This window comes from Lacipirellula sp. (genome assembly GCF_965279485.1).
Classification (GTDB): Bacteria; Planctomycetota; Planctomycetia; order Pirellulales; family Lacipirellulaceae; genus Lacipirellula.
In genome coordinates this window covers 647925-661249 of sequence record NZ_CBDIIC010000001.1, presented here as the reverse complement: position 1 = coordinate 661249, position 13325 = coordinate 647925, and the positions used below count along the sequence as shown (strand labels likewise).

At 62.0% G+C, this 13325-nt stretch carries 14 protein-coding genes; 6 read left to right on the top strand and 8 right to left on the bottom strand.

Annotated features, from left to right (window positions below; genetic code table 11):
• Together ACQY7R_RS02845 and ACQY7R_RS02840 are read left to right on the top strand one after the other, a co-directional pair.
• The gene (locus ACQY7R_RS02845) at positions 1-948 is read left to right on the top strand and encodes an ATP-binding cassette domain-containing protein (RefSeq protein WP_428304089.1); all 948 of its coding nucleotides are present in this window, start codon (positions 1-3) and stop codon (positions 946-948) included.
• Positions 945-2645 (top strand): ABC transporter permease, encoded by a 1701-nt coding sequence (locus ACQY7R_RS02840; protein ID WP_428304088.1) that lies wholly within the window; start codon positions 945-947, stop codon positions 2643-2645. Before ACQY7R_RS02845 ends, ACQY7R_RS02840 begins: the two co-directional genes overlap by 4 nt.
• A 144-nt stretch (positions 2646-2789) precedes the next feature.
• Here ACQY7R_RS02840 and ACQY7R_RS02835 read toward each other — a convergent pair whose 3' ends face one another.
• Both ACQY7R_RS02835 and ACQY7R_RS02830 read right to left on the bottom strand, forming a co-directional pair.
• A complete protein-coding gene (locus tag ACQY7R_RS02835) occupies positions 2790-3110 on the bottom strand; it encodes a type IV pilin protein (protein ID WP_428304087.1) in 321 nt (106 codons plus the stop codon).
• Between the two features lie 201 nt (positions 3111-3311).
• Positions 3312-3713 carry a CBS domain-containing protein gene (locus tag ACQY7R_RS02830; protein WP_428304086.1) on the bottom strand — a complete coding sequence of 134 codons (402 nt, stop codon included), beginning with the start codon at positions 3711-3713 and terminating at the stop codon, positions 3312-3314.
• A gap of 334 nt (positions 3714-4047) precedes the next feature.
• On the opposite strand from ACQY7R_RS02830, the gene ACQY7R_RS02825 reads away from it, so the two are divergent.
• A complete protein-coding gene (locus ACQY7R_RS02825) occupies positions 4048-5199 on the top strand; it encodes a hypothetical protein (protein WP_428304085.1) in 1152 nt (383 codons plus the stop codon).
• On the opposite strand, the gene lipA is transcribed toward ACQY7R_RS02825, so the two are convergent.
• From lipA to ACQY7R_RS02805, 4 genes are all read right to left on the bottom strand, one after another.
• Complete coding sequence (lipA, locus tag ACQY7R_RS02820; protein ID WP_428304084.1) at positions 5196-6194, bottom strand: lipoyl synthase; 999 nt, start codon at positions 6192-6194, stop codon at positions 5196-5198. The genes ACQY7R_RS02825 and lipA overlap by 4 nt on opposite strands.
• Positions 6195-6283: 89 nt before the next feature.
• On the bottom strand, positions 6284-7225 hold the full coding sequence (cysK, locus tag ACQY7R_RS02815; protein ID WP_428304083.1) for a cysteine synthase A: 942 nt from the start codon (positions 7223-7225) through the stop codon (positions 6284-6286).
• Positions 7226-7501: 276 nt separating this feature from the next.
• On the bottom strand, positions 7502-8626 hold the full coding sequence (locus ACQY7R_RS02810; protein WP_428304082.1) for a pyridoxal phosphate-dependent aminotransferase: 1125 nt from the start codon (positions 8624-8626) through the stop codon (positions 7502-7504).
• 185 nt (positions 8627-8811) lie between these two features.
• Entirely contained in the window at positions 8812-9738 is a 927-nt protein-coding gene (locus ACQY7R_RS02805; RefSeq protein ID WP_428304081.1) for an alpha/beta fold hydrolase, read from the bottom strand.
• Positions 9739-9873: 135 nt separating this feature from the next.
• Here ACQY7R_RS02805 and ACQY7R_RS02800 point away from each other — a divergent pair, with 135 nt between their 5' ends.
• A complete protein-coding gene (locus ACQY7R_RS02800) occupies positions 9874-10203 on the top strand; it encodes a hypothetical protein (RefSeq protein WP_428304080.1) in 330 nt (109 codons plus the stop codon).
• A 120-nt stretch (positions 10204-10323) separates the two neighbouring features.
• On the opposite strand, the gene ACQY7R_RS02795 is transcribed toward ACQY7R_RS02800, so the two are convergent.
• On the bottom strand, positions 10324-10965 hold the full coding sequence (locus ACQY7R_RS02795; protein ID WP_428304079.1) for a DUF502 domain-containing protein: 642 nt from the start codon (positions 10963-10965) through the stop codon (positions 10324-10326).
• 283 nt (positions 10966-11248) lie between these two features.
• Here ACQY7R_RS02795 and ACQY7R_RS02790 point away from each other — a divergent pair, with 283 nt between their 5' ends.
• Both ACQY7R_RS02790 and ACQY7R_RS02785 read left to right on the top strand, forming a co-directional pair.
• Entirely contained in the window at positions 11249-11611 is a 363-nt protein-coding gene (locus ACQY7R_RS02790; protein WP_428304078.1) for an STAS/SEC14 domain-containing protein, read from the top strand.
• Between the two features lie 215 nt (positions 11612-11826).
• A complete protein-coding gene (locus ACQY7R_RS02785; RefSeq protein WP_428304077.1) occupies positions 11827-12036 on the top strand; it encodes a hypothetical protein in 210 nt (69 codons plus the stop codon).
• Positions 12037-12057: 21 nt separating this feature from the next.
• On the opposite strand, the gene ACQY7R_RS02780 is transcribed toward ACQY7R_RS02785, so the two are convergent.
• Positions 12058-13068, bottom strand: coding sequence for a hypothetical protein (locus ACQY7R_RS02780; RefSeq protein ID WP_428304076.1), 1011 nt, complete (start codon positions 13066-13068; stop codon positions 12058-12060).
• Between the last annotated feature and the right edge of the window lie 257 nt (positions 13069-13325).

Below are 13325 nucleotides of genomic sequence, written 5' to 3'. Positions count from 1 at the left end.
ATGTTCCTTGCGCGACGTCCGCTCATTGAAGTCCGCGGCCTCCACCGCTACTTCGGCCCCACCAAGGCCGTCGTTGACATGAATTTCGAGGTCTACGCCGGCGAGGTCTTCGGCTACATCGGCCCGAACGGCGCCGGGAAGACCACTAGCATGCGGATCATCTCAACCCTTGACGAACCGACGTACGGCGACGCGCTCGTCGACGGTTTTTCAGTGGTCGACGATCCCGACCGTGTTCGCCGGCGATTGGGCTTCATGCCCGACTATTTCGGCACGTACCAGAACATGAACGTCGTCGAGTACCTCGACTTCTTCGCACGCGCCTACGGACTGCGGGCGTACGATCGTAAGCGGGCGATCGACTACGCGATGGAGTTCACGCTTCTCGACCGTCTCGCCGACAAACCAATCAACGGCCTCTCGAAAGGGATGAAGCAGCGACTCGCCCTCGGCCGCACGATGATCCACGATCCGGCAGTGCTAATTCTCGACGAACCGGCGGCCGGCCTCGACCCGCGGGCGCGCATCGAACTCCGCGAGATGATCGGCCGCCTCGCCGAGAATCAAAAAACGGTGCTGATCAGTTCGCATATCCTCACCGAACTCGCGGAGATGTGTCACCGCGTCGGCATCATCGAGCAAGGCCGCCTGCTCGCCGTCGGCACGGTCGACGAAATCAGCGGCCAAACTGAAACCCGCAGCGAAGTGCGGCTACGCGTCCTCGACGATCCGACGACCGTGCTGAATTTCCTTGAAGCCCGTCCCGACGTCCGCGATCTCACGATTCGCAACGGCCAGGTGATTCTCACGCACGACGGCGGCCCTGAGGATCAGGCGAACTTGCTTCGCGTGATTGTCGACAGCGGTTTCAAGGTCGTCGAGTTCGCCAGCAAAACCAAGAGTCTGGAAGACGTCTTTATGCACGTCACCGAAGGACGGGTGCAATGACCACATTTTCAGCCGCTGCCGAGACGGTCGACGCCTCGCCCCGAGCATCGGGCTGGGCTCGCGCATGGAACGCCGCCGAAAGTCGCCTCGCCGCGATCGCCGATCGCGCGAACCCGATTCTCGTGAAAGAAACGCGGCAAGCACTCAAAAGCCGGCAGTTCATCATCACGTTTCTCGTCGTCCTGCTGGGGTGCTGGATCGTCAGCTTCGTCGGCATCGCCGTCGTCGGTCCGCAGATCTACTTCGCCGCCGCCGGACCTGGCATGCTCGCGGCCTACTACACCATTCTCATTGGGCCGCTCACGCTAATCGTTCCGTTTACCGCGTTTCGTTCGCTGGCCGCCGAGCAAGAGGAAAACACGTTCGACCTGCTCTCGATTACCGCTCTCGGCTCGCGGCAAATCGTCACCGGTAAGTTGACCAGTTCGCTCGTGCAGATGGTCGTCTACCTGTCGGCGGTAAGCCCCTGCATCGCATTCACGTTTTTGCTCCGCGGCGTCGATGCGGTCACCGTCGCCGTGCTAATGATCGTGGCAGTCCTCGCTTCGGTTGGCTTGTCGATGATCGCGCTCCTGGTCGGCGCCATCGCTCGCGTGCGCAATTCCCAAGTGATCATTTCCGTGGCGCTCGTGTTGGCGCTCGCTGGCGCCTGCTGGGGTATGTGGGTCGTCGGCATCGAAATTATCAGCAGCGGCTCAGCGACGTTTCGCGATCCGGAGTTTCTGAATGTGGCCGTCATGCTGTTGGCGTTCTACGTCGCGACGTTTGGCATCATCCACGCCGCTGCGGCCGCCCAGGTGGCATTCGTCAGCGAGAACCGCTCGACGCCGCTGCGATGGTGGATGATGGGGCATCAGGCGTGTCTCGTCGGGGCGCTGGGGGGACTCGCAGTCGCCGTGCGCTCGGAAGACCCCGTTGCGCCGCAACTCGGCAACGCGCTCATGATTATCGGGTGCACGTTCGGGGCCGGCTATTGGTATCTGATGGGATCGCTGATGACCGGCGAATGGCCTCACCTTTCGCGACGCGTCCAGCGGTCGCTCCCCACCTCGGCGCTGGGGCGCCCCTTCTTTAGCCTGCTCAATCCCGGGCCTGGTTCGGGCTATCTATTCGCCGTCGCCAATCTCTCGGCCATCATCTTATTTGGTCTCACTGCGATGATCTTGCTGGACGACGGCGGCAACTCTGGCCGACCATCGACCGAGCAAGCCGTCTACTTCGCGATTTTCGCCTGGTCGTACGTCGTCGCCTTCCTCGGCTTTGGCTGCCTGATCATCAGCGTTCTCCGCAAGTGGGTGTTCGTCCCGATGACGGCGGCGTTTCTCGTTCACGCCGTGTTGTTTCTCGCGGCGATTGGCGTGCCGACCGTCATCCAGATGACCTCGCGTGAACTCCGCAACAGCGGCTACACGCTCTGGCAGATAACAAATCCGGTTTGGACGTTGAGTGAGCTTGCCAACAAGAGCCAAGGCGTCGACAACGTCCAGGCGGGCGTCTTGATCTACATTCTGCCGACTGCGGCGATCATCGCCCTCATGTTCAACATGCGTGCGATCGGGACCGAACTGCTGCTGCAACGGATTCCGGTACCAGTGCGGATCGTGGAAGACGAGGCCGAACTCAAGGCGGCCACTTCCCGTGGGCCAAGCAGTCCCTGGGACGTCGACGATGAGGATGCAACCCCATCCACCTCCTAGAACGAGTTGCGGGACGCACCTAGCCCCGGGCTCCGCCCGGGGGTGAGCCGCCACTCCGGTCGGCGTCGCCCCGAGGAGTGCTATCCACAGTCGAAGCCACGATTGCTCGCGACGCTACGAAGCTACGACGATGCGACAGCCGCTCTATTGCGCCTGCCGAGTTTCCTCGTTCAGTACAAACGGCTGCCCCGTCACCGGATTGAGCGGCAGCCCGTCCGGAAAGAACTCTGGATCGTCGGCCAGATCCGCCATCGCCGTCGGCCATGCGCCATGCTCCGCGTGGTAGCGTTTCACGGCGACGTCGATCGCGGCCGAATAGTGATCGCGGATTTTTTCTTTTCCCAACGATTCGTCGATCACGACGCGCGGCACGACGATCGCGGCCAGAATTCCGACAATCGTCGATACGGCGCAGAATTCAATGAGCGAGAAGCCGCGGCGCAGCGGCCATTTCATCAGGTTCATGGCGATGTTCCCCCTAGGCGACGCTGACTCGAACGCGACTCCAACGGAGCGGCGCAGCACGGCGTCGAAAAAATGTACGTCGCCCGGGCGGCACGTGGATGCGTCGCGCACGGGGCGAGCAGGGGCCTAGCTCTGTGGCCGCGATGAAGCTGCCGACTGTATCGGTTGTAACGCCGCAATGCGTCGAGTCGGCAAACGCCGTTATCGCCGTACGCTGCACGCCTGCGGCTGCGTTTCGTAGACCGCCTTCAGCACGTCGCGCCGCGAGATTAGCCCGACCAGCCGCCCGCGATCCAGCACCGGGACGCGGCGGACGCGGTGGACGATGAATTGGTCGGCAACCTTGCGAATCGGGTCGTCCGCGTTCACCGACAGCACTTCCGCCGTCATGTGCTGGCCCACCTTGTCGCATGCCGTCTTCGGGTCGTAGGCGGTCGTCAGCAGGGCGAATTCCGTGATGATTCCGACCAGCCGATGGCTTTCGTCGACCACGGGCAGCCCGCTCACTTCTCGAAGCATGATCAGTTCGATCGCTTCTTGCAGAAAAGCGTCAGGGCCAATCGTCACGACGCGATCGGTCATAATGTCGCGGGCGGTGAGCATACGGCACTCCTTGCGGGTTGCGGCTTGCGTTCAGGACGAACGTCGCGGATGAAAAGGTTGGCCGCGCGGCAAGGACCGACGCGGCATAAGGAAACGCGGCATAAGGAAACATAGTTCAGGAATTTGCGATGGCGAGGCTGCCAAAAGAGAGTTTTCGCGTTCCGCCGACGTTTGCCCGGCGATCCGGCGCGCGGCCCCAAAAGCGGCACAACCCGTTCATTCAACGCCTAGCCGGCGGCAACTTCCGCGATCCTGCGAGGCGACCAATCGTCTGGCTCTGTCTATGATAAAGGTATCTCGCTCCTCCCTCGCTTTTCATCGCGTCACGCGCCCCATGCCAACGCCGCTGGGTACCGATCTCGACGACGTCGCCCTCGCTTATCGCGGGTACAACGTCACGAATTTGGGTCGCACCCGCGAGTTGCTGCACATTCCGGCGTACGCCAAGGTCGTCAGCGAAGAACTCGTCCGCTACGGCCGCATCTGCAGCGACGTGACCCGCCAACCTTGCGACCTGCTGGCGTTGACCGAAACCAACGTCGAGCCAGGCCTCGATCAATACGCTCACGCGATCGCGCTAATCGTCGCCGCGGAAGTCGCGCAGCTGCGACTGCTTCGCGAACTCCACGGCGTCGATTACTCTCAAGCGCGGCTCGCCTTCGGTTACAGCCTTGGCGAGATGATCGCGATTTGCAAATCGGGCGGCTTTGCGACGGAAGACTTGGTTCGTGTGCCTCTCGCGATGGCGGCCGACTGCGCCGATCTCGCCCGCGACGCCGAGATGGGAGTGCTGTTTTCGCGCGGCGGCGCCATTTCCGAACACGACGTCCGCCGACTCTGCACCGACATCACTCGCCAAGGCCGCGGCACGATCGGCCTCTCGTCGATCCTCTCACCCAATACCTACCTGCTCATCGGCCAAGGCTACACGGTCGACCGTTTCAAAGGAGCGATGAAGGACGCGTTGCCCGCGGCCGCGCACCTACGAATTAACGAACATCGCTGGCCGCCGCTCCACACGCCGATCATTCGCCAACGCTACGTCACCGACCGCGCGGCACTGATGCTCGACCAACTTGCCCCCGGCAAATTCCCGCCGAAGCCGCCCGTCTTCTCGTTGGCGACCGGCAAACTGAACTACGACGAGTACTCCGCTCGCGACGTGCTGCGGCAGTGGATCGATCACCCGCAACGCCTCTGGGATGCGGTGGTCGAGACGCTCAACTGCGGAGCGACGACCGTCCTACACATCGGACCCGAGCCAAACCTCATCCTCGCGACATTTGCCCGCCTCGCTGAGAACGTGAAGCAGCAAACGAACGGCAAGACGTTCGACAGCTACCGCATGAAAGCGATGTCGGGCCTCGCGTCCCGGCCGTGGCTCGCGTCGCTGTTGCCGAAACGCGCCGCGCTACTTCGTGCCCCGCAATTGAAGCACATCGTCCTCGAAGACTGGCTCGTCGAGAACGCGCCCGGCAAACCCTAGGACCCTAGCTGCACATCGTGCAGCTGTACCGCTGGCGGCAAGATTCGCTTGCCAGTGCGCGCTTCCTCCAGCAGCGTTTCCGCCCGGTAAGAACTTCGCACCAACGGCCCCGACGCAACGCCCTTGAAGCCCATTCCGCGCGCGAGCATTTCATACTCAAGAAACTGCCGCGGCTCAACGTACCGATCGACCGGCAAGAACCGCGTCCCCGGCCGACCCGGCGCCAAGTATTGGCCAAGCGTCAGCAACTCGACTCCCGCCCCTTGCAGTTGCCGCATCGCGTCGACGACTTCGTCGTCGGTCTCGCCGACGCCGACCATTAGGCTGCTCTTCGTCGGGATGTCGGGCCGCAGCGTCCGCGCTCGTGAAAGAACCTCCAGACTCTGTGCGAACGACGCTCGCGGATCGCGCACCACTTTATCCATTCGCGGCACGCATTCGACGTTATGAGCGAACACCGAGAGCGGAATTCCCTCAACCATCGCCCGCAACGCGTCCCAGTTGCCGGCCAAGTCGCTTGAGAGCAACTCGATCCCGGTATTGGGCAGCCGCGAGTGCACCGCCTCGACGCAGCGACGGTAATGGCTCGCCCCGCCGTCCGGCATGTCGTCGCGATTCACGACGGTGATGACGACGTAGTCGAGCTTCAATCGCTCCACCGCATCGGCCAGCCGTTCCGGCTCGTCGAAATCAGGCAAAGGCGGCGCCTTGAGCGTTTCTACCGAACAGAACCGGCAGCCGCGCGTGCAGCTTTGCCCGGCGACCATGAACGTCGCCGTCCCGCGAGCCCAGCAGTCGTGAATGTTCGGGCAGCGGGCCTCTTCGCAAACCGTGTGGAGCTGATTCCCCGCCACTGCGCCCTGCGTGATGTTGAACACCTCCTGGCCACGCCCGGCAGGCAAGTTCACGCGCAACCACTCTGGCAACCGCCGGCGGGGCGGATCGACCACAGGCAACGGGTTAACGACAGGCAGGGCGGCGGCAGGCTCAGTCATGCGATTCGGCAGGCTCCTTAAGAACCCATTATCCTCGACTCCATGTCGACGACAATAGGCCCGAGAAGCCCGCCGAGGATCGGGCGAAATCAGCCCGTCAGCCCCTCGAACAGCGGCGTCGACAGGTACCGTTCGCCCAGGCTCGGCATGATGGCGACGATTCGCTTCCCCTTCCATTCGGGGCGGGCCGCCAGTTTGGCCGCGGCGCAGATGTTGGCGCCGCTCGAAATGCCGGCCATGATGCCCTCTTCCTTAGCCAGCCGCCGCGCCCATTGGAACGCTTCCTCGTTGCTGACGGTGATCGTTTCGTCGACGAGCGACGTGTCGAGGTTCTTCGGAATGAACCCGGCGCCGATGCCCTGAATCTTGTGCGGGCCCGGGTTTCCGCCCGAGATCACCGGCGAGTCGGCCGGCTCGACGGCGATCGCCTTAAAGTTTGGATTCTTCGACTTGATGAAGCGGGCAACGCCGGTGAGCGTGCCGCCCGTGCCGACGCCGGCGACGATCGCGTCGATGTTGTGCCCTGAGCCTTCCCAGATTTCAACGCCGGTCGTCTTCTCGTGAATCGCCGGGTTGGCGGGATTCTCGAACTGCTGCGGCATCCAGGCGTTCTTTTCTTCCGCCACGATCGCCGCGGCGCGGGCGATGGCGCCCTTCATCCCTTCGCTTGCCGGCGTGAGCACCAACTCGGCGCCGAGCGCCCGCAGCAACGCGCGACGCTCGACCGACATCGACTCAGGCATCGTCAGCGTCAGACGCAGGCCCTTGGCTGCACAAACAAACGCCAGTGCAATGCCCGTGTTGCCGCTTGTGGGCTCGACGATGTGCGTGTCTGCCTTCACTTTGCCTTCGCGTTCGCCCGCTTCGATCATCGCGACGCCGATACGATCCTTCACGCTGTTGAGCGGGTTGAAGAATTCGCACTTGGCGAAGACGGTCGCCTGCCCCGCGGGGATCAAGCGATTGATGCGGATCATCGGCGTGTCGCCGACGGCGACGGTGACGTTGTCGAAGGTGCGATTGCGAGGCATCGGTTTATTCCATGTTTCAGGTCGGGCGAACGCCGCCAATCGGTCGTCGGCCCAAGACTCAATGTGAAGTCAGACTGCCCCGTGCAGGCTCGTCGACGATATCTGCCAGTTCAGGCGCGACCGATTATCAACGTTCGCCGCCCTCCCGACAACCCCGGTCCCTTCTAACCCCTCCTCCCTCGAAGGAGCAACCGAGCAAGCTCGCCAGTGGCGGGTAGTCTTGTGGAGCGAGCGGCTTGGGATGCAGCCACAAATGCCTTAAAAGTAAATCAACCTTCACCCAACCGCCCGCAACCCCCGCCGCAGCCGATCAAGCCCCTCGGCCAATGCGACTTCATCGCCCCCAAACCCAATCCGCAACGCGATCCCATCGGCGGGATAGAAAAATTCTCCTGGCGCCACGACCACCCCATATTCGTCGATCAGCCGCTCGACCAGTTCCAGCGGCGGCGTCTCGCCTAACCACCGCGGGAAAACGACGCAGCTCTCGCCCACCGGCGCCGGCGACAGCAGCCCGTCAGCGGCCACGGCGTCAAGCCACGCGGCCGTCGTCGCGCGAACGCCGGCAAGCTTCTCGGCCACCAGCGGCCGCCAACGATCGAAATGCTCGACCGCCCGCGCTCCTAAAATTTCCGTCCATGGACAACCGATGTTCTCCAGATCGATCCAAGCATCGAGCGCCTCAGGAAAACGCCGCCGATCGACCGTCGCCCAACCGCAACGCAGCGAGCCGAGCCCATAGCATTTTGTTAGTCCGTTGACTGTGACGATCCGTTGGTCGATGTTACCCATCGACCAACCCGCCATTGATGAGAGATCGGCAAACGTTTCGTCGACGACCACGACGCCGGCTTGCGTTCGCGCGGCGACCGCTTCAACCAATCGCCTCAGGTCAGCAGCGCTCAACAGATCGCCGCTTGGATTGTGCGGGTTCGTGAGCACCACCGCGGCCGTTAACGGCTTGAGTCGAGTGGCGACTTCATCGACGAACTGACGATCGCCGCATCGTGGTGCGAGTTCGACAGTCGCTCCCAGCCGTCGCGCCACGCTGAGCAGTGGTTCGTAGATCGGCTGCTCAGCGATGAAATGCTTCGGCCCGTCGCCCGCCAGCAACAGTTGCAACACAAACCGAATGGCTCCCGACGATCCGCTCGTGAGCAAGATCTCGCGCTCAGATGGAACCTGGTACGCCGTGCGGATGCGCTCCTTCAGTTCGGCCAGCCCGAACTCATTCGAACGCTTCGCAACAGTTGCAACAAGCGACGCACCCCGTTCGCCAATCTCCGCGTGCAACCACGCCGTCGCCGCAGGCAGATGAAACGCCGAACCTGCCAAATTGATGACGTCCTGGCGCTCACGCAGCCGCTCCGTCAATTCCTTTACCCAACGCAAGTACAGCATCGGCTCTCAATAAGGCTTCAAGGAAAGGCAGTTAACCACGAAACACACGAAAGCAACGAAAAAGGAGAAGAACTGAGAAGTTGAACTCGGCTACATTCCTTCCCCCCATCTTCTTTTTTCGTGTCATTTCGTGTGTTTCGTGGTTAAAAAAGCATTTGCATTTGCAGTAAGGCAAGACAACAGGCTCACTTCTCTTGGAGGTGCTCGTCAAACCAATCCGCCAGCGTCTCCAAGTCCTTCGGCAAATCGGGCCAGCCATGCCCAGCCCCCGGCTTCGTCACAAGCTTCGCTTCGACTCCAGTCTTCTCCAGCGCCGCCACCATAACCTCTGCCTGCTGAATTGGCACCAGTTCGTCGGCGTCGCCATGAATGATCAGCGTTGGCGGATCATCGTCCGATACGTGATTCACCGGCGAGATCGCTTTGCCGATTTCCTGCAACTTCGCTTCGTCGGTGATCTCGACGAACCGTTTCGTGTCGTTGTCCATTTCTTCGAAATCAAACGGAGCGCGGAACCCCTTCAACACGCCGCGACCGAGTGCATCTTCGCCCGGCTTGCCATAATTAAAAAAATCGGTCGGCGGAAAGAAGCAAGCAACGGCAGCCACGCGACTGCTCTCGCGATCGACTTCATCCTTGGCATTCGGATCGCCCGCAGCGCCGGCCGTCCCTTGCATCAGCGATAGATGCCCGCCCGCCGAGGCCCCCATGATGCCGAGCCGCTCCGGATCGACGCCATACTCCGCCGCATGATGCCGGATGTAGCGCACCGCGCGGTGCATGTCGCCGAGGATCTCGGTAATGTTAAACTTTGGCTGGCTCCCGTGCACGACTGCGAAGACGGTGTAGCCACGATCCAGGAACGGCTTCAGAAACCCTTCGTTGATCACCGCGTGGTCCGAGTACCACCCGCCGCTGACCACGAAGATCAACCCCACGCCGTTCGGCTTCGCCGGCTTGAAGACGTCCATCGTCAACGCCGTTCCAAACTTTCGGCCGTAGATGACGTCTTCCGTCCGCTGAAACGCCGGCGGCTCGTCCGCCCGCAGCGTTGAGGCGAACGTTGCCAGTAAGCAGAACGACAATGCCATGCGGCAACTGGTGGACCCCATTGCGCTAGCTCCTCGACTGTCTGAATTGAGAAGAAAAGAATTGAACCGCCAAGAATGCCAAGGAGACACAGGATACAGGTTTCCCGCGAATGACGCGAATTGGCGTGCTTGGCGGCTCAACCCAAAACCATTCCAATGCAAAGAAATGCCCGTCGCCGTCCGAGCAACAACAAACCGATGCCGAACATCCGCGAAACTTGGCAAGATCCCGACGATGATTGGGATGACGAGGACGACGACGTCGAAGAGTATGACGAAGAAGATGGCGACGAGCCGACGGTGACTTGCCCGTACTGTCGCGCCGAAGTTTGGGAAGAAGCCTCTCAGTGCCCCAAGTGCGGCGAGTATCTCTCGCTCGAAGATCAACCGGCACGTCACCAATGGCAACCGCGGTGGATCATCCTCACCGCGGCGCTGCTGCTCGGCCTGATCCTGCTCGGCTACCTAACAACGCTGAGTGGCTAGCGATCTAGCCCCGAGCTCCGCCCGGGGGTGGCTTCCCATTACGTTTGACCTTGTCGCGCGCAATGCAACCCCCGGGCGGAGCCCGGGGCTAGGGATGCATTCACGCACACGCAACGAGTTCTAGCGGGCCGCCGTCAAAAACTGCGGCGCCGACATCCCCATCGACACGTACATGCTCATGAACGCGTCAACGCTCAGATTCGCCGGTTTCACCGACGCCGCGGGGACGAAGATGAGACTGCCGCCCATCGGCACCGGCGCCGAAGGAATGAGGACGGCGTTGTACTCCATCTCGCCAATGCGAAACCGCTCCGGCGTCGGCAGCAGGGCGAGGAACATCGCCCCCGAGTCGCCGCCGAAGGTGCAAAACACGACGCTCATCCCCTTGAGGTCGCTGTTTTCCTTGTCCATCATTCCCATCATCTGCCGCACGGTGCCGTAAACGCCGCCGAGCATCGGCAGCTTCCGCCCGATGCGGTCGAGGTTCCCCTGAACGAATCGCTTGGCGCCGAATTCCACGAGCACGCCCAGCCCGAAGATCAGCGCCAGGACAAATCCCCACCCGACCGTGTAAGCGATCCACGGCGCCGTGGTCGGAGAAACGACAAAGCCCATCTGGGCCAGCAACCCGCCGAGCAACGTCCTCGGGCCAAGGAGCCCAGTGACCGTTTGAGCCACCCACCCGACCACCGCCACGGTGATCACCAGCGGCAACACCGTCACCACGCCGGCCAAAAAACACTTCACAATCTTGCGGATCATCGTGCGGAGGCTCCGAGGAAATTGAAAACGCCGCGAGCGTTATAACAATTTCCTTTCGTCCCGCCGCCCCGAATATTCCCGTGGTGAGATTCCATCTCGTTCCCACGCTCCGCGTGGGAACGAGACGCTGCGTCGCAAAATCAGGCCGTACGTTCCGGCCAAAAGCGCCCAATCGTGCCAACCCCACCATGCCTGCAGCCAACGACGCCCCGGCGCGTGTATATTACCCAACAGCGTCCGCGCAGCCGTCCAAACCCCGTCTCCCCGTTTCAGGAGTCCCGCCATGGTCGAAGCAATCCCCACCGGGCACGAGAAGGTCCTCGGCTTCAAGATGAGCAGCAAGCTCCACGACGGGGACTATAAGTTCTTCGTCCCGCAGGTCGAAGCCGCCGTCGCCCAGTTCGGCAAGGTCCGCATGCTCGCTCAGTTCCACGACTTCCATGGCTGGGACTTGCACGCGCTGTGGGACGACATCAAGTTTTCCACCAAGGAATGCACCCACATCGAGCGGATCGCCCTCGTCGGCGAAAAGACGTGGGAGAAGTACATGGCAAAGGTTTGCAAACCGTTTACCTTGGCCAAGATCGAATACTTCGACGCCGCCGACATCGAGAAGGCGAAGGCCTGGCTTAGCGAAGGCCTTTAAGCGGCGTGAACAAACAGCCGCATGTGAAATACATTGACAGGATAACAGGATCAGAGGGATCTACAGGATTGAACTTCGAGTTGGCGGGCCGGCCGTCGCGGAGTCTAAGTCGCAGTTTTGATCTTGTCGATCCGCGAAATCCTGTGATCCTGTCCAGTCTTCGATAATCAACACCAGCAGATGCCGCTCAACCCGCGGCTTGTCCAGAGAGCGCAATGAGCAAAGAAAACCACGGCAACCACCACGGGCACCACGATCACGGCCATGTCCAGCATCCGAAGAGCCGCGGCCTTCACAAAGATTGGCGCGCCTGGACCGTTGTCTTGCTGATGCTCGCCGCGATGGCGGGGTACATCCTGTCCGTCGACGAATCGGTCGAACCGGGCGAGCCCGATCAACAACAAGTTCCCGCCGCCGCCGAGTAATCGGCAGCCGCCGCTCGCGGCTTAGCGGAACACGTCGTTTAGCTTCCCGAACGCCGTGCGCGATTGGCTCTTCCGGTTCCGTCCGGCGACGCCCTCGTTGCCGCGGCGGGTAAGATTCTGAATCGTCTGCCCGCGCGGCGGAATGACGTACAGCTCGGGATCGTCGACTACCCACGGCGTCGACCACGTCTTCCCGTCGTCCATGTTGGCGACGTTGAAGAAGAAGTTGTTGAACTCCAGGCATTTGTTGCCGTACGGGAAGCTCGAGTAGAGGTGATCCTCTTCGGTGAGGTTGCCCACGCCCGGCCGCGCGTACTGGTGAACTTGCCCGTCTGGCGTGAACGCGAGCCCAAACGTCCACCAGCCTGGTTCGTCGATCACCGGGCCCGGAACGTCTTGCCCGTTGGGACGAGCACGGACGGTAAGCTGAGCGAAGTCCCGCTCGTACTTCGCCGTCGTTTCGCTGCGGAACATGATAAACATGCCCGGCCAATACGGTTCGGTCTTGCCGTCGGGCGTTCTACCGGTGACGTCGGCGCGAACGCCGAAAGACGCCCCGCTGCGATTCTCCCAACGCTTGAAGTCGGGGAGGTAAACGCGGACGACGCAACTCGGGCTCCAGCTGACCGGAATCGGCCGCCCGAGCCGCGACTCGACGCTCATCAGCAGGTCGTCCTGCATCTGCTCGCCGCTGTAGCTCCGCGGCACGCCGGAGTTCTTAGTCGCCAGGAACAGCGAACCTTTGCTGCCGGGCAGTCCGCCCGGCGGCGTCGCGATCCGGCGGATTACGTCTGGCTGTCCGCGTTTGGCGCCCTCGTACCAGCGACCATTCACTGAGCGCCCGCCCGGCGGCCGTTGCTCGCCATCTTGCTCGTGGCTCGCCTTGGCGCCATTCATGACATACCGCCAATCGGACGCCTCGAAGTTGTCGCCGCACTGGACGACCTTCACGCCCGTGCCGGGAACAAACGGCTGATCCGCAGCCTGTCCCTCGCCAATGGCGAAGAGCGAAAGTGACAAAGCAAACTGCATTACGCAGAGGTGACGAGTGCGCATGGGACATCCCTGTCGCGTCAGCACGAGGCGCAAGTGAAACAGCGCAGCGGTGCGCCATCCATTCCGTTATCGGCAGATTTTGCGCGAGAGTTAAAACCTACCCAGTCGGAAGAGTCGCCTGCTGCACTGCTAGCTGCGGGCGGCGCGAGCCTGCTCCCCCTAGCCCCGGGCTTCGCCCGGGGGTCGGTTACTATTTCGGAAGACGCAGCGCTCGCGCAACGTCACCCCCGGGC

Coding starts and splice junctions, on each gene's coding strand:
- ACQY7R_RS02800 (WP_428304080.1), top strand. CDS start 9,874: ATGCAAAGAAATGCCCGTCGCCGTCCGAGCAACAACAAACCGATGCCG.
- lipA (WP_428304084.1), bottom strand. CDS start 6,194: ATGACTGAGCCTGCCGCCGCCCTGCCTGTCGTTAACCCGTTGCCTGTG.
- ACQY7R_RS02785 (WP_428304077.1), top strand. CDS start 11,827: ATGAGCAAAGAAAACCACGGCAACCACCACGGGCACCACGATCACGGC.
- cysK (WP_428304083.1), bottom strand. CDS start 7,225: ATGCCTCGCAATCGCACCTTCGACAACGTCACCGTCGCCGTCGGCGAC.
- ACQY7R_RS02805 (WP_428304081.1), bottom strand. CDS start 9,738: ATGGGGTCCACCAGTTGCCGCATGGCATTGTCGTTCTGCTTACTGGCA.
- ACQY7R_RS02790 (WP_428304078.1), top strand. CDS start 11,249: ATGGTCGAAGCAATCCCCACCGGGCACGAGAAGGTCCTCGGCTTCAAG.
- ACQY7R_RS02830 (WP_428304086.1), bottom strand. CDS start 3,713: ATGCTCACCGCCCGCGACATTATGACCGATCGCGTCGTGACGATTGGC.
- ACQY7R_RS02825 (WP_428304085.1), top strand. CDS start 4,048: ATGCCAACGCCGCTGGGTACCGATCTCGACGACGTCGCCCTCGCTTAT.
- ACQY7R_RS02795 (WP_428304079.1), bottom strand. CDS start 10,965: ATGATCCGCAAGATTGTGAAGTGTTTTTTGGCCGGCGTGGTGACGGTG.
- ACQY7R_RS02845 (WP_428304089.1), top strand. CDS start 1: ATGTTCCTTGCGCGACGTCCGCTCATTGAAGTCCGCGGCCTCCACCGC.
- ACQY7R_RS02835 (WP_428304087.1), bottom strand. CDS start 3,110: ATGAACCTGATGAAATGGCCGCTGCGCCGCGGCTTCTCGCTCATTGAA.
- ACQY7R_RS02840 (WP_428304088.1), top strand. CDS start 945: ATGACCACATTTTCAGCCGCTGCCGAGACGGTCGACGCCTCGCCCCGA.
- ACQY7R_RS02810 (WP_428304082.1), bottom strand. CDS start 8,626: ATGCTGTACTTGCGTTGGGTAAAGGAATTGACGGAGCGGCTGCGTGAG.
- ACQY7R_RS02780 (WP_428304076.1), bottom strand. CDS start 13,068: ATGCAGTTTGCTTTGTCACTTTCGCTCTTCGCCATTGGCGAGGGACAG.